At 63.5% G+C, this 18,874-nt stretch carries 17 protein-coding genes and 1 pseudogene; 10 read left to right on the top strand and 8 right to left on the bottom strand.

Annotation, left to right across the window (positions count from 1 at the left end; translation table 11 throughout):
* Nucleotides 1-49: 49 nt before the first annotated feature.
* Nucleotides 50-1,066, bottom strand: a complete 1,017-nt coding sequence (locus AB3X94_RS18855; protein WP_176107603.1) for a LacI family DNA-binding transcriptional regulator — start codon at nucleotides 1,064-1,066, stop codon at nucleotides 50-52.
* Between the two features lie 205 nt (nucleotides 1,067-1,271).
* Here AB3X94_RS18855 and AB3X94_RS18850 point away from each other — a divergent pair, with 205 nt between their 5' ends.
* From AB3X94_RS18850 to AB3X94_RS18825, 6 genes and pseudogenes are all read left to right on the top strand, one after another.
* The gene (locus tag AB3X94_RS18850; RefSeq protein WP_176107604.1) at nucleotides 1,272-2,411 is read left to right on the top strand and encodes an ABC transporter ATP-binding protein; all 1,140 of its coding nucleotides are present in this window, start codon (nucleotides 1,272-1,274) and stop codon (nucleotides 2,409-2,411) included.
* A 77-nt stretch (nucleotides 2,412-2,488) separates the two neighbouring features.
* Nucleotides 2,489-3,742, top strand: coding sequence for an ABC transporter substrate-binding protein (locus AB3X94_RS18845; protein WP_368612337.1), 1,254 nt, complete (start codon nucleotides 2,489-2,491; stop codon nucleotides 3,740-3,742).
* Nucleotides 3,743-3,844: 102 nt separating this feature from the next.
* Nucleotides 3,845-4,750, top strand: coding sequence for a carbohydrate ABC transporter permease (locus AB3X94_RS18840; RefSeq protein ID WP_368612336.1), 906 nt, complete (start codon nucleotides 3,845-3,847; stop codon nucleotides 4,748-4,750).
* A gap of 27 nt (nucleotides 4,751-4,777) precedes the next feature.
* Entirely contained in the window at nucleotides 4,778-5,629 is an 852-nt protein-coding gene (locus tag AB3X94_RS18835) for a carbohydrate ABC transporter permease (protein ID WP_176107607.1), read from the top strand.
* Nucleotides 5,630-5,689: 60 nt separating this feature from the next.
* On the top strand, nucleotides 5,690-7,654 hold the full coding sequence (locus tag AB3X94_RS18830) for a beta-galactosidase (protein WP_368612335.1): 1,965 nt from the start codon (nucleotides 5,690-5,692) through the stop codon (nucleotides 7,652-7,654).
* Nucleotides 7,655-7,694: 40 nt separating this feature from the next.
* Nucleotides 7,695-7,862: pseudogene (locus AB3X94_RS18825) on the top strand (glycosyl hydrolase 53 family protein); the annotation flags it as partial.
* A 79-nt stretch (nucleotides 7,863-7,941) separates the two neighbouring features.
* On the opposite strand, the gene AB3X94_RS18820 reads toward AB3X94_RS18825, so the two are convergent.
* Nucleotides 7,942-8,274 carry a hypothetical protein gene (locus AB3X94_RS18820; protein ID WP_368596879.1) on the bottom strand — a complete coding sequence of 111 codons (333 nt, stop codon included), beginning with the start codon at nucleotides 8,272-8,274 and terminating at the stop codon, nucleotides 7,942-7,944.
* A gap of 162 nt (nucleotides 8,275-8,436) precedes the next feature.
* A complete protein-coding gene (locus tag AB3X94_RS18815; RefSeq protein ID WP_368612334.1) occupies nucleotides 8,437-9,135 on the bottom strand; it encodes an Lrp/AsnC family transcriptional regulator in 699 nt (232 codons plus the stop codon).
* Between AB3X94_RS18815 and AB3X94_RS18810 the strand changes: the two genes are divergently transcribed.
* Nucleotides 9,038-9,628 (top strand): LysE family translocator, encoded by a 591-nt coding sequence (locus tag AB3X94_RS18810; protein WP_368612333.1) that lies wholly within the window; start codon nucleotides 9,038-9,040, stop codon nucleotides 9,626-9,628. The two genes, AB3X94_RS18815 and AB3X94_RS18810, sit on opposite strands and share 98 nt — an antisense overlap.
* A gap of 120 nt (nucleotides 9,629-9,748) precedes the next feature.
* On the opposite strand, the gene AB3X94_RS18805 is transcribed toward AB3X94_RS18810, so the two are convergent.
* The 4 genes from AB3X94_RS18805 to AB3X94_RS18790 all read right to left on the bottom strand — a co-directional run bounded on the left by AB3X94_RS18805 (nucleotide 9,749) and on the right by AB3X94_RS18790 (nucleotide 14,145).
* Nucleotides 9,749-11,107 carry an MFS transporter gene (locus AB3X94_RS18805; protein ID WP_176107611.1) on the bottom strand — a complete coding sequence of 453 codons (1,359 nt, stop codon included), beginning with the start codon at nucleotides 11,105-11,107 and terminating at the stop codon, nucleotides 9,749-9,751.
* A 372-nt stretch (nucleotides 11,108-11,479) separates the two neighbouring features.
* On the bottom strand, nucleotides 11,480-12,466 hold the full coding sequence (locus AB3X94_RS18800; RefSeq protein WP_176107612.1) for a succinylglutamate desuccinylase/aspartoacylase family protein: 987 nt from the start codon (nucleotides 12,464-12,466) through the stop codon (nucleotides 11,480-11,482).
* Between the two features lie 168 nt (nucleotides 12,467-12,634).
* Nucleotides 12,635-12,757, bottom strand: coding sequence for a hypothetical protein (locus AB3X94_RS18795; protein ID WP_368612332.1), 123 nt, complete (start codon nucleotides 12,755-12,757; stop codon nucleotides 12,635-12,637).
* Between the two features lie 305 nt (nucleotides 12,758-13,062).
* The gene (locus AB3X94_RS18790) at nucleotides 13,063-14,145 is read right to left on the bottom strand and encodes a tartrate dehydrogenase (RefSeq protein ID WP_176107614.1); all 1,083 of its coding nucleotides are present in this window, start codon (nucleotides 14,143-14,145) and stop codon (nucleotides 13,063-13,065) included.
* Nucleotides 14,146-14,388: 243 nt separating this feature from the next.
* Between AB3X94_RS18790 and AB3X94_RS18785 the strand changes: the two genes are divergently transcribed.
* The 3 genes from AB3X94_RS18785 (at nucleotide 14,389) to AB3X94_RS18775 (ending at nucleotide 16,766) form a co-directional block, all read left to right on the top strand.
* Complete coding sequence (locus AB3X94_RS18785; RefSeq protein WP_246392009.1) at nucleotides 14,389-14,754, top strand: hypothetical protein; 366 nt, start codon at nucleotides 14,389-14,391, stop codon at nucleotides 14,752-14,754.
* Between the two features lie 476 nt (nucleotides 14,755-15,230).
* Complete coding sequence (locus tag AB3X94_RS18780; protein WP_368612331.1) at nucleotides 15,231-15,581, top strand: hypothetical protein; 351 nt, start codon at nucleotides 15,231-15,233, stop codon at nucleotides 15,579-15,581.
* A 756-nt stretch (nucleotides 15,582-16,337) separates the two neighbouring features.
* Complete coding sequence (locus AB3X94_RS18775) at nucleotides 16,338-16,766, top strand: hypothetical protein (protein ID WP_312883574.1); 429 nt, start codon at nucleotides 16,338-16,340, stop codon at nucleotides 16,764-16,766.
* Between the two features lie 33 nt (nucleotides 16,767-16,799).
* On the opposite strand, the gene prpR is transcribed toward AB3X94_RS18775, so the two are convergent.
* On the bottom strand, nucleotides 16,800-18,758 hold the full coding sequence (gene prpR, locus AB3X94_RS18770) for a propionate catabolism operon regulatory protein PrpR (RefSeq protein WP_368612330.1): 1,959 nt from the start codon (nucleotides 18,756-18,758) through the stop codon (nucleotides 16,800-16,802).
* Nucleotides 18,759-18,874 lie beyond the last annotated feature (116 nt).

Raw genomic sequence — 18,874 nt, 5'->3', positions numbered from 1 at the left:
GGAAAGTATCGTCACGCTGATGGCGGTGGAGCGAGCTAGCTAAGGCGCGTCAGCGTTTCCTGCGCGGCCCGGTCGAAGCACGCACCACCAGCTCGGGCGGCGGCCCGAGCACCATCGACGGCTGCCGCTCCGGCGTCTGGATCAAACGGATCAGACTCTGGATCGACAACTCCGCGACAGCCGCGGTTTGAATCGCGACCGTGGTCAGCGCCGGATGCACCTGATGCGCGAGCTGAATGTCGGTGATGCCGATCACCGACACGTCGCCGGGAACCGAGCGGCCGAGCGTGATCAACGCCTGGATCGCGCCGATCGCGAGCAGGTCGTTGGTCGCGAAGATCGCGCTCAGTTGCGGGCGGTTCGCCATCAGCTCCATGCAGGCGGCGAAGCCGGCGTCGATCGAGTCGCGAATTTGCAGCACTGCGGCCGCGTCGGCTTCGATGCCGGCCGCGCGCATCGCCGCCCGAAAACCGTTCGAGCGCGCGTCCTGCAAGCCGCCGCAGCCGTCGCCGATCAGCAAGCCGATCTCGCGATGGCCGAGTCCGAGCAGATGCCGCGCGGCCAATTCGCCCGCGCGCGCGAAGTCGACCGCGATGCACGGTAGCGCGGGCGGCGACTCTGGGTGCTCCCACATCGCAAGCAGAATCGGCGCGCTATGTGTCGCCGATGCGCACAGATCGTTGATCGTGATGTCCGTGTTCATCACGAGCACGCCGTCGGCGAGCGTGCCGGCGATCTGATTCAGATACGCGCGGCCGATTTCGGCGTCGTCGTCGGTATTGCAAACCATCAGGAAGTGGCCGGTCTTGCGCGCCGCGCGCTCGGCGGCGAGCACGAACTCCGGATAGAACGGGTTCGAGATGTTCGACAGCATCAGTGCGAGCGTCGACGAGCGGCCTTCGGCGAGCGCTCGCGCATTCAGGTTCGGCCGATAGCCGAGTTCGGCTATCGCCTGCAGCACGCGCTCAGCCGTTTCAGGGCGGACTTTCTCGCGATTGCGCAGCACGTTGGAGACGGTGGCGGCGGTAACCTGCGCGCGTTTCGCGACTTCGGACAACGTGACCATGTTGGGTTATCCCAGATTTAGGGAGGTCAATTCAAATGTTGCAAACGACCCGCGAGATTGCTAACTTTCTCAAAAACGTAACGGAGACACCCTGCCATGACTTTTTCCGTCGAACTCGAATTTAAGCGATTAAATGCCGCCCGCACAAGGCCCGGGCGTTTTATTTCGGCGAAAATTTAAGCGGTTAAATCAAGACGGAGACAGCATGGCGACGATTCGTTTGAGCGATGTGCAAAAGGCCTACGGCGACCATCCGCCGGTGATCCGGCGCGTGAATCTGGAGATCGCGCAGCATGAGTTCTGCGTGTTCCTGGGCCCGTCGGGCTGCGGCAAGTCAACCTTACTACGGATGATCGCCGGTCTCGAGGACCTCAGCGGGGGCGAGCTGCATATCGGCGGGCGACTCGTCAACGACGTGCCGGCCGCCGAGCGCGGCGTCGCGATGGTGTTCCAAAGCTATGCGCTGTTTCCGCACATGACCGTGTTCGACAACATGGCGTTCGGATTGAAGCTCGCGAAGCAGCCGAAGGACGTGATCGAGCGCAAGGTGCGTGAAGCCGCGCGGATTCTGCAACTGGACGGCCTGCTCAACCGGCATCCCAAAGCGCTGTCGGGCGGCCAGCGGCAGCGCGTCGCGATCGGCCGCGCGATCGTGCGCGAGCCGGGCGTGTTTCTGTTCGACGAGCCGCTGTCGAATCTCGATGCCGCGCTGCGCGGTCAGACGCGCGTCGAGATCGCGCGTCTGCATCAGAGGTTCGCGAACGCGAGCGTGGTGTACGTCACGCACGATCAGGTCGAAGCGATGACGCTCGCCGATCGCATCGTGCTGCTGCATGCGGGCGCGGATGCCGAGCGCTTCGGCAGCATCGCGCAGAGCGGTGCGCCGCTCGAGCTGTATCACCACCCGAAGTCGCGCTTCGTCGCGGGCTTTATCGGCTCGCCGCGCATGAACTTCATCGATGCAGCGGTCGAATCGATCGAGCCGGGCCGCGTGACGGTGGCGCTGGCGGCGGGCGCGCAAAAGCTCGTCGCGGACGTCGATGGAGAACGACTGCAACGCGGCCAGCGCGTCACGCTCGGCGTGCGCCCGGAGCATCTGCGGCTCGACGGCGATGAACAGTTCATTCAGTGCGCGACCGTGCTGTCGGAGCGGCTCGGCGAGCACAGCTATATCCACGCGGACCATGCAGGCGGCACGCTGATCGCGAAAGCGCCCGGCGATACGCCGCTCGTCGCTGGCGAACGCATCCGCGTTCACGTGCCGCCCGCTGCTTGCCATCTGTTCGACGAACAGGGGCTCGCGCTGCGGCGTAGCACGTTCGAACCGGAACGCGCGGCCGCCTGACCGAATTCCGCCATAGAGCGGGTTACATCGCCGGCCACGCTGCGTAGCCGGTCAACAAGGTAGACAAGGAGACACAGATGATTGCTCTTCGCCTTCGCCGTCTTGCCCAGGTATCGATCGCCGCCGCCGTGCTAGCCGGCGCGCTCGGCAGTGCCGGGGTCGACGCGGCTACGCTGAACGTCAACGTATCGGCGCGCGGTAATCAGCGCTCGACCTGGGAGGACGCATTCGATCAGTTCAAGAAAGCCAATCCCGACATCGACCTGAAAATCACCTATGTGACCGAGGAAGCGTACAAGGTGCAGATGGGCGGCTGGCTCGCGACCGATCCGCCCGATGTCGTGTCGTGGCACGACGGCGAGCGGATGGCCTATTACGCGCAACGTGGTCTGCTCGAAGATCTGAGCTCGGACTGGGCGAAGAACGGCTGGTCGCAGCAGTATGCGTCGGTCAAGGACGCATCGACGTACAAGGGCAAGCAGTATGCGGCGCCGCTCGGCTATGACGCGTACGGCTTCTTCTATCGCAAGGATCTGTTCGAGAAGGCCGGCATCAAGAGCGAGCCGAAAACGTGGGACGAACTGCTCGAAGCCAACAGGAAGTTGAAGGCGATCGGTGTCGCGCCGATCGCGGTGGCCGCACGTGATAGCTGGACGCTGGCCGCGTGGTTCGACTATCTGGATCTGCGCATCAACGGCAACGAGTTCCATCAGAAGCTGATGGCCGGCGAAATTCCGTACACCGATCCGCGCGTGAAGAAGGTCTACACGACGTGGAAGACGCTGCTCGACAACAAAGACTTCATCGACAACGCGCTGTCGTACGACGTCGATTCGATCGGCCCGATCCTGAACAACGGCAAGGCCGCGATGATGCTGATGGGCACGTTCTTCTCGGCGAGCTTCCCGCCGTCGATCAAGGATCAGATCGGCTTCTTCCGCTTCCCGGTGATCGACGCAAACGTGCCGATGGCAGAAGACGGTCCCGTCAACGTGCTGCTGATTCCGGCGAAGGCCAAGAACAAGGCCGACGCGCGCAAGCTGCTCGCGTTCATGGAGACGCCGAAGATCAACGCGGAACTCGCGAAGGGCTGGGGACAGTTGCCGTCGAACAGCCAGGCCGCTCCGCCTGAAGACGCGATCTCGAAGGTCGGCTTCCAGACGCTCGCGAACACGAAGGGCGGCATCGCGCAGTTCTACGATCGCGACATGCAGAAGGAAATGGCCGACGAAGGCATGAAGGCCATGCAGCAGTTCTACAGCGATCCGTCGCAACTCGACAGCGTGCTCGCTCATCTCGAAGCGACCCGCAAGCGCATCTACCAGAAGTGAGTCCCACGGCGCCGGCCGCGTGAGTGCGGCCGGCTTGCGGGTCCCGCTTCCGGGTCCTGCTTCCGGATCAAGTCCGCCTTCGATTTCCGACGAGGCCGTTCCATGTCTCATACCGCAGCGCGCCGCCTGCCCGCGGCGCGGCACCGTCGCGTCTCGACGACGCGCCGTCATCAGCATCGCGCAGCGTTTTCCTTTCTGCTGCCCGGCTGTGCGTTGTTCACGCTGTGCGTGATCTATCCGATCATCAGCAGTATTTCGCTGAGCTTCTACAACTGGGACGGCATGACGCCGAAGACCTTCGCGGGTCTTGCCAACTACGTCGAGCTGTTTCAGTCCAATACGTTCTACACGGCGCTGAAGAACAACCTGATCTGGCTTGCGCTGTTTCTGCTCGCGCCGCCTCTCGGTCTGCTGTTCGCGCTGTATCTGAACCAGCATGTGCGCGGCATGCGCGTCGTGAAATCGCTGTTTTTCGCGCCGTTCGTGCTGTCGGGCGTCGTAGTTGGCCTTGTGTTCAGCTGGTTCTACGATCCGACGTTCGGGCTGCTGCGGTTGATCGTCGGTCGCGGCATTCCGGTGCTCGGCGATCCGCACACGGTCACGTTCGGCATCATCTTCGCCGCGCTGTGGCCGCAGGCACCGTTCTGCATGATCCTGTATCTGACCGGACTCACCGGCATCAATCCCGAGGTGGTCGAGGCGGCGCGCATGGAAGGCGCGAAAGGGCTGCGACTGCTGTGGCACGTGATCCTGCCGCAACTGCGGCCCGCCACCTTCATGGCGGTGGTGCTGACCGTGATCGGAGCACTGCGCAGCTTCGATCTGATCGCGGTGATGAGCGGCGGCGGCCCGTTCGACAGTTCCACCGTGCTCGCCTATTTCATGTACGACGAGGCGATCAAGTATTACCGCGAAGGCTATTCCGCCGCGATTGCGGTCGTGCTGTTCGCGATCATGCTCGTCTATATCGTGTTCCATTTGCGTCGCATGCTGCGCGAGGAACGCTGATTCTCTGAACGTCAGGAGTACCAGCTCATGTATCCGCTTCCCGTCGAACGCTGGAAACCGCTGAATCGCACGCTTTACAAGGCCTCGCTGCCGCTTGCGCTGTTTATCTGGCTGCTGCCGATGCTCGCCGTTTTGCTGACCTCGATCCGCTCGACGGACGAGTTGTCGCAGGGCGACTACTGGACGTGGCCGAAACACTTCGCGCTGCTGGAGAACTACGGCACCGCGCTCACGCAAACGCCGATGCTGCATTACTTCGCCAATAGCGTGCTGATCACGGTGCCTTCGGTGATCGGCGCGATCGTGCTCGCGTCGATGGCGGGCTTTGCGTTGGCGACGTATCGCTTTCCGGGCAACACGGCCGTGCTGTTAGCGTTCGTCGCCGGCAATTTCGTGCCGATCCAGATCCTGATGATTCCAGTGCGCGACATGGCGCTGAAGTTCGGCCTGTTCAACACCGTGTGGGCGCTGGTGATCTTTCATGTGTCGTTCCAGACCGGCTTTTGCACCTTGTTTCTGCGCAATTTCATCAAGCAGCTGCCGTTCGAGATGATCGAGGCCGCGCGCGTCGAAGGGGCGAGCGAGTGGACGATCTATCTGCGCATCGTGCTGCCTTTGATCCGCCCCGCGCTCGCCGCGCTCGCGATCCTCGTGTTCACGTTCGTGTGGAACGACTACTTCTGGGCGCTGTGTCTCACGCAAGGCGACGACGCCGCGCCGATCACAGTCGGCGTCGCCGCGTTGAAAGGGCAATGGACGACCGCGTGGAACCTGGTCGCGGCGGGCTCGGTGCTGGCCGCATTGCCTTCGGTGCTGATGTTCTTCGGGATGCAAAGGCATTTCGTCGCCGGACTCACGTTCGGCGCGAGCAAGGGCTAACCGGCGCCTGAAACACGATTGAAACGACGGCTCGACGTCAACTCACCACGAGACTTTCACATGCAACTTGGTGTCTGCTACTACCCGGAACAATGGCCGCGCGCGATGTGGGCCGACGACGCGCAACGTATGGTCGAACTCGGCATCACGCATGCGCGGATCGCCGAATTCGCGTGGAGCCGCATGGAGCCGCGCGCCGGCGAATACGACTGGCAATGGCTCGACGAAGCCGTCGACACGCTGGCTAAAGCGGGCCTGCAACTCGTGCTCGGCACGCCGACCGCTTCGCCGCCGAAATGGCTCGTCGACGCGCATCCGGACGTGCTGCCGGTGCGCGCGGACGGCACGCGCTGGAATTTCGGCTCGCGGCGTCACTACGATATTTCGAGCGACACGTACCGGCGCGAATGCGTACGCATCGTCACCGCGATGGCGCAGCGCTACGGACGGCATCCGTCGATCATTGCGTGGCAGACCGATAACGAACTCGGCTGCCACGACACGGTGCCGAGCTATTCGGCCGCGGCTTTGCAGCGCTTTCACGCGTGGCTGCAACGGCGCTATGCAACGATCGGCGCGTTGAACGACGCGTGGGGCAACGTGTTCTGGAGCATGGAGTACCCGTCGTTCGACGCGATCGGTCTGCCGACGCTGACGCCTACCGACGCCAATCCGATCCATCTGCTCGACTTCCGCCGCTTCATGTCCGACGAGGTCGCGAGCTTCCATCGCGAACAGATCGACGTGTTGCGCGAGCATGCGCCGAACGCGGATCTGCTGCACAACTTCATGGGCTTTTTCACGACCTTCGATCACTATCGCTTCGCCGCCGACAACGCGATCGACATCGCCGCATGGGATAGTTATCCGATCGCGCGCACCGAATCGATCGCATTGCCGGAGGAGCAGAAGGCGCGCTTCGCGCGTACCGGACATCCCGACGTGTCCGCGTTCGATCACGACCGCTACCGCGGCATTGGCGGCGGGCGCTTCTGGGTGATGGAGCAGCAGGCCGGTCCGGTGAACTGGGCGTCGTGGAATCCGGTGCCGGCGTCGGGCATGGTGCGGCTGTGGGCTTACGAGGCGTTCGCGCATGGCGCGGAGCTGGTGTCGTATTTCCGTTGGCGCCAGTGCCCATATGCGCAGGAGCAGATGCATTCCGGGCTCAACCTGCCGAACAACGAACTGTCGCCGGGCGGTCTCGAGGTGCAACGGGCCGCGCGTGAAATCGCGGGCAGTACGGCGCTGTCGACGCTCGCCGTGCCCGCACGAGCGGCCACCGCGCTGGTATTCGACTACGAGACGCAGTGGATATTCGACATCCAGCGTCACGGCAAGGGCTTCGACTATCAGACGCTCGCTTTCGACTACTACGAGTCGCTGCGCGAACTCGGGCTCGATGTCGATATCGTGTCGGGCCGGGCAGATCTTTCAGGCTACCAGCTAGTCGTGGTGCCGAGTCTCGCGGTGGTCGACGCCGCACTCCTCGAGCAGATCGCGCGTTCGAACGCGCAATGGGTGTTCGGCCCGCGCAGCGGCTCGAAAACCGACGCGTTCGCGATTCCGGGCAATCTGCCGCCCGGCGCATTGCAGCGCGTGCTGCCGATCCAGGTGCTCGAAGTGGAAACACTGCGCCCGACGCTCGCGCCCGCGCTGTCGCTCGACGGCACGACGGGTCACGCGCTGCACTGGCGCGAGCATGTGCGCGCCAATGGCGAGACACGCATTGCCGCGCGCTTCGACGATGCGTGGCCCGCGCTGCTGATGCACGGCAACGTTCGCTACGTGGCCGGCTGGCTGTCGCATGAACTGCATCGCACGGTGTTGCGGCAGGCGGCGCGCGACGCGGGACTCGATACGCAGATGCTCGCCGACGGACTGCGGCTGCGCCGCCGTGGCGGCCTGACCTTCGCATTCAATTTCGGCGCGCAACCGGTGCAGGTGCCGGCGCCGCGCCATGCGACGTTCGTGCTCGGCGAGCCGCGCCTGAATTCCTGCGACGTTTGCGTGTGGAAAGACGCGTGACGTGGTGCGGATGTGACGTCATGTCAGAGAGTCAACCAGGTTCGACAGCATGACGCAGCGCGGCGTCACGTTCGACGTGATCGGCCTGTCGTACTACCCGCAGTGGCAGGGCTCGTTCAGCGACCTGCAGGGCAACGTGAACGATCTCGCGACGCGCTACGACAAGGACGTGATCGTCGTCGAGACCGCGTATCCGTGGAGGACCGCTGTTCGATTTCCACGGCAATGCGTTGTCGTCGCTGGAGGCGTTCCGGCGGCGTTAGCGCATCGCGGGCGACACACAGGCATTACTGTGCCGGCGCTGCCTGCCCCTTGTGCTGGTTCACGCACTCCGACGTGATCGCCATGCTCGCCTGATCGGGCGTCATGTGGGGCGCGTCGGGGCGGTAGATCTTTTCGATGATCGCATCGACGGCCGCGCGGTCGGACGGGTCCTTGTAGTAGCGGGCGGCCTGGTCGAGCGCCTGAGCTTTGGTCTTCTTGTGGGCGCGCCACGACGCGACTTGGCCGGCGATATCGCCGAGCGCGAAACATTGATTGCTGACGGTCTGCGCAACGGCCTGAGTGGCCGGCTGCGCGACGCACAGCGCGACGAGCGCGGATACGACAACGCGTTTCATTACCGGAATCCTGAGATGAGACGGCGGCGCGGAAGCGGCGGTGCCCGCCGCGCCGGGCCGCGCGCGGAAAAATTGTTGCGTAGTGTATCGGGAAGTGGGCTGGGGCGCTTTTTGCCGCGGTGGATCACAACGCCGCAGGCGAACGGGCGTGACGTCGTTGCGTCACAACGGCAGCGGCCGATCCTCGAAAATGCTCTTCATGACCAGCGTCGACGACAGTCGCAGCACGCAGGGCAGCGTCAACAGATAGCGGTCGTAAAGCACCTGGAACGCCTTCAGATCGCGGGTGACGACGTGCAGCATGTAATCCGGATCGCCAAACAGGCGCTCCGCCCGGGTGATCTCCGGGATGTCCGACAGCGCGCGTTCGAAAGACTCGATGTTTTGGCTACTGCCTTCCCGTAACGTCGCGAACACGATTGCCGAGAAGTTCAAACCGATCATTGCCGGATCGATAACCGCGCGATAGCCGCTGATGACCCGGGCTTTCTCCAAAGCCCGCAGGCGCCGCTGGCACGGCGAAAGACTCAGACCGATCCGCTCACTGAGTTCAGTGACGGTGAGTCGTCCATCTTGCTGCAATTCAGCAAGAATCTTGCGGTCAATTTCGTCCATATGAAAAATTCTAGCGCAGACCGCTTTGTGGCGGCAAGAAAGAGGGAGCACCTTCGACAGCCAAAACCGTAACATTTCCTCCGTCCAAATCATGCTCGTCGGGGAGAAGAAGGCTGTGGAAGTGAGCTTGTTGACGGCCTTTTGGCTCGTGTCTTTTTCGTTGGTGCTGGTACCCGGCGCGGACTGGGCGTACGCGATCTCGGCTGGATTGCGCGAGCGGGCGATTGCGCCCGCCATCGCCGGCATGTTGTCCGGCTATCTGGCGATCACCGTGGTGGTGGCGGCCGGTGTCGGCGCGCTGGTCGCCAAGGCGCCAGCGGTGCTGGCCGTATTGACGTTCGTCGGGGCGGGCTATCTGCTGTGGGTCGGCGGCAATATTCTTGCTCGCCCCGCGGTGCCGACGGTAGCGGCCGAGCGCGCACCCGGCGCGGCGTTGGACTGGTCCGTCCGCGGCTTCGCGGTGAGCGGCCTCAATCCGAAAGCGCTGCTGCTGTTTCTCGCGCTGCTGCCGCAATTCACGCGTGCGACCGACGCGTGGTCGATTCCGGTGCAGATCGGCGCGTTGGGCCTGCTGCACATGGCCAATTGCGCGGTGGTTTATTCGGTCGTCGGACTCGGCTCGAAGGTGGTTTTGCGCACGCGTCCGAGCGTCGCGCGCAGGGTTAGCCAGGTTTCGGGTGCGGCGATGGTTCTGATTGCCGTGCTGCTGTGTGTCGAGCAGCTCCTCGCGTTCAAATAGGCGCGAGATGCCATGCGTTCAGCCAAATAAAAAGCCGCCCTGCGAATCGCAGGGCGGCTTCTGGGTCACCACTCGATCGAACCGTTACCGGTCCGCTAGCGGACACATTTCATTGCACGCTCAATGGCCGAACGATTGCGTCTTCGACGCACCCGCTTCCGACGTATGCGGGCGTGCCGCCTGCTTGATCAGCAGCGCGACGCACGACAGCGCACCCGCGGCCGCGATCGTCGTGAAGATGCCGCCGAACGAGAAGTGGCGGCGCGTCAGCTCGGCCACGAGGAACGAGCCCGCGATGCCGCCGAAGCGGCCGACGCCGAGCATCCACGCGACGCCCGTGCCGCGGCCCGCGGTCGGGTAGAACGCGGCGGCGAGCGCCGGCATCGACGATTGCGCGGTGTTCATCAGCACGCCGGCGATGAATACGATCAGCACGAGCGCGCCGACGTTGCCGGCCGCCTGACCGATGAAGTACACGCTAATGGCGGTCAGCGCATAGCAGACCGCGATGACGCGGTTCGCGTTGAAGCGGTCCATCAGCACGCCGGCCACCACCGCGCCGACGCCGCCGAGCGGGAACAGCGCGGAGATCAGCGTTGCGCGTTGCGGCGTGAGGCCGGCGTCCTTCAGCAGGATCGGCATCCAGTTGATCGACGCGTAGAAGATCACGAGGCCCATGAAGTACGCGAGCCACAGCATCACCGAGCCGACGATGTACGAGCGCGACAGCACGACGCCGAGACCCTTGCCGCCGGTTTGCGGCGCGGTTTCGGTCATCGTGAAGCCGACGGCCTGCACCGCGTCGCCGGAAATGCGAGCAAGCGCCGCGCGAATCCGGTCGGCCGGCTTGTTGTTCGCGACCATGTAGCGGACCGACTCCGGCATCTTGGCGAGCAGCAGCACCAAGAGGAGCAGCGGCGTGACGCCGCCGAGGATCAGCACGCTGCGCCAGCCCAGGTGCGGAATCATCCACGCGGCGAGGAAACCGCCGAACGCGGCGCCGAGCGGGAAGCCGCAGAACATCAGGTTGATCACGGTGGCGCGGCGGTTGTCCGGACAGTATTCGCCCATCATCGTGACCGCGTTCGGCATCGCGGCGCCGAGGCCGACGCCGGTGATGAAGCGCAGCACGGTCAGCTGGTCGATGCTGGTCGAGAACGCCGACGCGAGACAGGCAAGGCCGAACAGCAGCACCGAGCCGACCAGCATCGAGCGACGCCCGAGGCGGTCGGACAGCGGGCCCGAGCCGAGCGCGCCGCACGCGAGGCCGAACAGCGCGGCGCTCAGCACCGGCGCGAGCGCGGGCTTCTCGATGCCCCATTCGGTGACCAGCGAAGGCGCGATGAAGCCGATCGCAGCAGTGTCAAAACCGTCCAGCAGGACGATGATGAAGCACATGAAAAAGATCAGCCACTGGAACGGCGAAAACGGATGCTCGTTAATGAAGGTTTGAACGTTCACAGCGGGGCTGCGGTTCATGATGGTCTCCTGACAGCGAAAGGCCCGACACGACGAGCGATTCTTCTCAAACTGTACGCCGTCTGGCAACGGCGCACGATGCCTGCAGCGGCCGAATTGGCCATGCATCGGCAATGAATCATACCCGGACGGATCGGCTTGACGGGATCGCGCCGGGCGAGGAATGTTGTTCGTATACAGAACGGTGATTCTCTACGCGAACGCGCGCCACTGTAAGGAATGAAATCAATCCGGTCAACGGGGGAATACCCGAGTTTTCGCGCTGTCGATGCGTGGCAGGGCGGCGCGCTGCAAACGCGCCGGAGAAAGGGCCAGGCGCACCAAGCTTAGCGCGCCGAAACAAGCGGCAAACGGCTTCGAGACACCCGCCGGTCAGCTCGTCACCGCGGGATGAGCCACCGTCCGCTCGATTCGTCCCAGCCGCACGACGGTCACACCGGGGCGCAACTGCCGCAGCGACGGCATCACGAGCATGCAGTTGTCGTAGGGGGTGCGCACCTCTTCGCCGTTGGACCAGCCGATCACGGCGCCCGCCTTGGCGAAAACCTCGAGGCCGGTGTACGCCGCCGCGAAGCTGAAGTCCATGCTGGTCGCGACGACCGGCTGTGTCACGCGCACGATGCTCTGCTCGGGCGGCAACGGCGCGAGCCACCCCGGCGGCAGATCCGTCTCGTCCACCACGCCGGCCAGCAACAGGAAACGCGCGGTCGCGTCGCGTGCGACCGCCACCGCACCGCGCTCCCAATGCTGGCCGCATTCGATCAGCAGCGCGTTCTTCGGGCTCGCGGCATCGCCGAACCCTTCGTAGTCGCGCATGCGGCGGCCTTCGGGATGCCCTTCGTCGCAGATCACCGTGGCGGGCGTACCGAGCCGCACCGCGAGGTCGATGCCTTTTTGCAGCGGTCCCGCGACGATCAGCGGCTTGCACCGCTCGTGCATCGAATGCAGGTCGAGCAGCGCGTCGACCGTGTCGATCACCGGGCGCATCGCACGCGCGCGCTTAAGTTCGCTCGACGTGCGCGACCTGTCGTCGAGCACCGCCGCCGTCCACACGCGGTTCAAGTCCTGATCGACGAAGCGCGCGGCGTCCGGATTCGCGGGATCGAAACGCCGGTACGCGGCGACGTTCGCGAACGACAGCGTGAGCCGCCCGCGTCGCGGCCGCAGCGCGCGGCGCAGCAACTCATCGACGACGATCGCGCCGCACACTTCGTTGCCATGTGTGAGCGTGTTGATCATCACGTGCGGGCCGGGCACGCCCGAATCGAACGTGTGAACGTATGCGATGCCCGACGACGACTGCTCGTGCTGCGCAATATCGGGGAATTCGACTTCGATCGGATAGGCTTCTCGGCTCATAGCGGCGTCCCTGGTGAATGGCATGGGTAATCTTTCCGTAAGACGTCGCTATGTTCGGCGCCTTGCGCAAAAGACAGTAAATGTTCTTCCGATATGTGCTCACCGTATCCCGCGACATCGACAAAATCGTGAACAGATATCAATGAGGTGTGGATACGATGCGCATTTTCAGCGTGCGCGTTCGCGCATCGCCCAATACCGGTTGCCGAGAAAGCCCGCAATCACGTAGACGGGAATGCCGCACAGTTGCGCGAGATCGGGCGCGTGCGTGAAATGCAACACTGAAACCATCGGCTCGTGTTTCTGCTCGCGATGGCGGTAGGCGTCGGCTTCGTGCCGTTCAAAAAGACCTTCTCCGCAAGGTACTCGCGCTCGCGCCGTCCGGCGTAGACGTATTCAAATGGGGCTTCGACTTGCAGCGGGTGCTGTCGCTGCCCGTCTACGTGTGGGGCTTGAACAAAAGCGCGGCCGTGTATTTGCCGCTCGTCGCGCTGATTCGCGGCGCCTTGGTGACGCACAATGGCGAATGGTCGCTCTGTGAGCGGCACAACTGTCGATGACGGCGCATCTGCGCGCTGCGCCGTCTTTGCTTCATATCACGCGAGTTTCGCAGCAATCGCCTTGCCGACTTCGCTCGTGCTTGCGTTGCCGCCGAGATCGCCGGTGTGCGGACCGTCGATCAGCGTCGCCTCGATCGCTTTCAGGATCGCGTCGTGCGCCTCGCGTTCCTTGCCGCTGGAATGACCGAGGAAGTCGAGCATCATCGCGGCCGACCAGATCATCGCGATCGGATTCGCGATGTGCTTGCCGGCGATGTCGGGTGCCGACCCGTGCACCGGCTCGAACAGCGACGGAAACTTGCGGTCCGGATTCAGGTTGCCCGATGGCGCGAGGCCGATCGTACCCGTGCACGCGGGGCCGAGATCGGACAGGATGTCGCCGAACAGATTGGTCGCGACGACCACGTCGAAACGGTCCGGGTTAAGCACGAAGCGCGCGCACAGGATGTCGATGTGCTGCTTGTCCCACGTGACGTCCGGATACTGCGCGGCGATGCCGGCCGCGCATTTGTCCCACCACGGCATGCTGATCGCGATGCCGTTGCTCTTCGTCGCGACCGTGATTTTCTTGCGCGCGCGGCGCTGCGCGAGATCGAACGCGAACTTCAGCACGCGCTCGCTGCCGTGCCGTGTGAACACGGACTCCTGCAGCACGAACTCGCGTTCGGTGCCTTCGAACATCACGCCGCCCACCGACGAATACTCGCCCTCGGTGTTCTCGCGCACGATCCAGAAGTCGATGTCGCCGGCCTTGCGTCCCGCGAGCGGCGACGGCACGCCTGCAAATAGGCGCGCCGGACGCAGGTTCACGTACTGGTCGAACTCTCGGCGAAACTTCAGCAGCGACCCCCACAGCGAGATGTGATCGGGCACGGTGTCGGGCCAACCGACCGCGCCGAACAGGATCGCATCGGCCGATTTAAGTTGCGCTTTCCAATCGTCCGGCATCATCTTGCCGTGCTTCGCGTAGTAGTCGCAGCTCGCCCACTCGATGTGCTGATACTCGAGTTCGATACCGAAGCGTTGCGTCGCGACCTCGAGTACGCGCAGCGCTTCGGGCATCACTTCGACGCCGATGCCGTCGCCGGGGATGACGGCAATCCGGTATTTGTTCGACATGCTGGTCTCCTCCTTGGGGAATGGGTTGGGGATTCGGTGACGGTTATTCTATTCGTGGTGCGTTCGTTCGTGCGGTTTGTCGTTAGGGCGGAGGCGGGGATGGATGTGCATATTGATCCGATGACTTGAGAGTCTGCGCGACGAGGAAGGCGCGGCACGCATCTCATGGGAGGCTGAACGAGGGGTTTTTGGGGATGGTGTCTTGTTGCACAATCGGGCCTCCTTGACTGACTGTGAGGCACGATGACTTCACTTTCCCTCGGTTCTTTCCATGAGGTCCGTGAAAGGCGGCACGGACATTTCTTCTCGATCAGCCTTTACAGATCGTTCAACCTTCACATCGAATCTTCGTGGCTGTTTGACGTCGACCGGTGGTTCCATTTTGCGTTGCCGGCAAGCGTACCCCGCGAGTCGCACGACGACATCGTGCAGGGCATGGAGGAAGCGCGCGCAGCGTGGCTGCGATATAGCCCATCCATGCTGCTGTCGCACCAGTCGTACGAGTTGCGCGATATGCTCGGCCGGAGTCACAACCGCTTTCATATGTACAGGATGAGAGACGATGAGGTTGCCAAAGCCCTGTACAGCGAGGGAAGCGCGGTAGTCTGATCTTTGTCCCTGAGCGGGACGAGATGCGAAAGTGCGTGCAGGCGATACGGGAGCAGCGGGAAAGGGCGTCCCGGTCGGGCTCCGTGCGCGAGCAGCAATCGAGCGACTTGCGCATGCTCAGGTCACTCTATGGCAACAGCCCGCGCGTGCCGCAGAATGCCGGGACCCCGTCGTATTCTGCCCCTGCTAGTTTGTTCAGCGACGCTCAGCCGTTTCAGTACAGCGAGGACATTCCGGCGGGCGAGGACATGCAAACGGCATGGCTTCCGTCTCAAGGAGGGCCGCCCAACCAATGGGTCGAAAACGCATCGGGCAAGAAGCAATGGCGACTATACGACGGAGACGGTAATGCGGCCGTCGATATAGATTTCGGCCACGATCACGGGTTTGGTGTTCCACACTCCCACAATTGGGAAAATGGCGTTAGAGATAAGGGAAATGCATTCTCGCTACTACCTTGGTAAAGGAATTGTTTGATGGACAAACTCCAGGAATTTGGCCATTTCCACGACTGGTATATCAAAGCTCTCGTGGTTCCGGATAGGCATAAACTTATTGTTATGTTGGAAGATGAAGGAAAGCGAGCAACGGCAACTTTTAGCGGAACTAGTCGCTGCACCGTCGAACATTTCAGCGTGGCCAATAACATTGTCTTTGAGATAAGGATTCTCACGCCGGGGGACACGAATTACGATCTCGCGCGCACCATGCTTTCTAAAAGCGAGCGATTTTCGAAGACACCCGGGTCGCAAGTAGCACTAGTCCTCGCAACTGCCGGCGCTGAGCTGGCTGTGGAATTCGAGACGCTCGAGATCGACGCTGGGTAGGCGATTCGTGCGATGCCAACGCAAGGCGTCAAAAAGCGCAATGCGTGATGCATCAAGGAGGCCGCATGATGTTCGGGCAGCCGATTGCGCGAGAGATGAAGCCACGATAGGCGACGGCCCAAAATGAAGTGCGTCGCGCCTCAAACACGGAAAGCAGTGGTAGATTCTCCTTCCTCTTGCGGGCGGCGAGCACATTGTCCACCGCGCTCACTTGTGCATTCGTTTTTCAGGGAGATGACATGGCAGCAGATACGCCGCGCGCAAACGACGCAATGAAGATGAGCCCAGAAGGTTACGCTGCACTGAGGGTCAACGAGGGCGTGGTCATGCGCTATTACAACGATGCCCCATCAACGGAATCTGCACATGGGGCGTGGGAACACTGGCGCACTTCGGACCCTGCACACCTGCAGAGTTGCAGCGCGCGGTCTTACCTGAGCAGGTGAACGCTATCTTCACGGCGCGCGTTCACGACGCCGAGCGGCTCGTTAGGGCCACGGTCACAGAATACGCACTGACTCAAGCGCAGTTCGACGCGGCAGTCTCTTTCGCATACAACTCGACGAATCGGAATACACGAGAGGCGTTGGACCCTGCAAATCGGGGCGATATGGAAGCGGTTGCGCAGCATATGTCTCTCAATGTGGTGGTAACCCCACGCGATCGGCGGGGGCGCCCGATTGGCTCGCCGCGCAGGAGCCAGGGACTTGCGAATCGACGAGTGCGGGAATCGGCGCACTTCAGGAAGCAGCGGCCGTGACGCTCAAACCACTGTACCTGGCGTTAGCAATTTGCCTGACTGCCACCACCTGCTTCGCGGCCGGGCCCACGACCACCCCGTCATCATTCAACGGAAAATGGACCGTTACCGATGTGGTCGGATACAGCGACGTTTCCGGTGGCATACCCGAGGCAAAAAGACTGCTCGGCAAGGTGCTGAGCATATCGACCGATCAGATCGAATTCGCCGGCGAGCGCTGTCGTCCGCACGGCGGTTTCAGTGTCCGCACCGTCGATACCGCGCCGAAGCTCAAGGACTATTACGGTATCAACCTCGACGATACGGGCTTGCCCCAAAAGACCCTACTGCTGGACAGCGACAATTGCGCGGCTGTATTCCGCATGGATGCGCATCGCGTCGTATTCGGCTGGAACGGCGTGATCGTTCGGGCAGTGCAGCCGTAGCTCCGGCGCACCGTTCGCAACCATGCCCCACACCTACCGCCCCGCATTCAACTTGCGCCACAACGTCGTCTTGCTGATGCCCAACGCGGCGCAAGCAGCATCGCGATCGCCTTCGTGAGACGCGAGCACCGCGCGGATTTCATCGGCCTCGACATGACGGCTGCGCTCGCGCAGCGTCAGCGCCGCCGGCTTCGCGCGCGCGATGGGCTCGACGACTTCCGGCGCGATCACGCGCAGCATGTCGCGCGTGACGAGCGCCGCGCTGGCATCCGTGCCCGCGTCGTTATCGGCGAGTTCAACCACGATCCGCTCGATCACGTTCTGCAACTCGCGCACATTACCCGGCCACGCATAGCGCCGCAGCGCCCCACCCAACCCCTCGAGCATGCGCGCGGCGGTCTGCGCGTCGGGCACGCGCGCGGCCAACCTCGGCTCGCGCGCGGCCGCCTGGCGCAACAGTTCGGCGGCGAGCGGCAGCAAGTCGTTCGGCCGCTCGCGCAGCGGCGGTAGCGCGATGCTCAGGATGTTGAGCCGGTAGTACAGATCGGCGCGGAAACTGCCGGCCGCGACGGCGTCGGTCAGCGCGCGATGCGTCGCCGCGACCACGCGGATATCGACGCGCATCGGCTCCGTCGATCCGAGCCGCACCACCTCGCGCTCCTGCAACACGCGCAACAGGCGGCTCTGCAACGGCAACGGCATCTCGCCGATCTCGTCGAGAAACAGCGTGCCGCGATGCGCGACCTCGATCAGCCCCGCCTTGCCGCCCTTGCGCGCGCCGGTGAACGCGCCTTCCTCGTAGCCGAACAGCTCGCTTTCGAGCAGCGCCTCCGGAAACGCGCCGCAATTGATCGCGACGAAGGCGAAGTCGCGCCGTACGCTCAACTGATGCATGCTCTGCGCGATCATCTCCTTGCCGGTGCCGCTCTCGCCGAGAATCAGCACGGTCGCGTCCGACCTCGCATAACGCGTGACCAGCGCGCGCACCCGTTCGATCGATTCCGACGCGCCGACGATATCGTCGAGCCGGTAGCGCGCGGTGAACTGCTGCACACGTTGCCGCGCGCGCAACGTGCGATCGAGCCGCTCGACCGCGCGCGATTCCTGAAACGTCAGCACGGTGCCCGGCGCCGCGCCGCTGCTCGCGAGCGGCCCGCGATGCACGACATAGCTCGCGCCGCGTACCGTGCAGAAGCTGTCGCCCTCCGCGTCGGGCAGACTGCCCGCGAGGTCGGGCGCGAGTTCGAGCAGCGCGCGGCCGACGGCCTTCGCGGCATCGATGCCGAGCACGCTCGCGAGACGCTGGTTCATCAGTTCGACGCGGCCTTGCGCATCGAGCGCGACGACGCCGTCGCGCAGATGCTGCAGCAACGTGTCGAGCCGCTGACGCCGCACGGTTTCGCGGCGCGTCGCTTGCGCGACTTCGAGCGCGGTATCGAAGCCGGCCCGCACCGACGCGCGCGAGTACAGAAACACCGCGTCCATGCCCGCGTTGGCGGCTAGATCGGTGACCATGCCCGGGCCGACCACGACGTCGATGCCGCGATCGCTGAGATCGAGCACGACGCTCTCGGCGTCCTGCGCGGACTGATACGACGCGAACGTGACGTCGAGCGCGTACGCGGCGGTGAAACGGCGGACTTCGTCGGGGGTGTCGCCGTGCGTGACGAGCGCGACGCGCGCGCCTTCGCGACGCGCGCGCGCGAGCGCATGCATCACGTCGTAGCCGGTCGGACTGATGCGCACGACCGGCACCGACACGCGCGTCTTCAGATACGCGCCGTTCGAGCCGCCCGCTAGCACGACATCGGGACGCGCGGCGCCCGCGCCCTCGATTTCGCGCACTGCGTCTTCGAACGCGTGCGACACGATGCGGACATCCGCGCGATCCACGTATTCGCCGGCGATGTCGAAGAACAGATCGCGCAGGCGGCTGATGCTCAGCGCCCAGACGCGCGGACGCTGCGGCGGTTCGTAAAGAGAGGTGCTCAAGGTGGGCGGCTCGCGACGGCGGGTTGGTTCGGAGGCTCCATTATGCGAGCATTCGTTCCCAATTTGAAATTCGTAGTTTCATTAATGAAATCGAGTGTATGGCGAGCCCGCGTGAT

The sequence above is a fragment of the Paraburkholderia sp. BR10923 genome, assembly GCF_040948765.1.
In the GTDB taxonomy this organism is placed as follows: Bacteria; Pseudomonadota; Gammaproteobacteria; order Burkholderiales; family Burkholderiaceae; genus Paraburkholderia; species Paraburkholderia youngii.
This window is presented reverse-complemented; position numbering and strand designations above follow the sequence as displayed.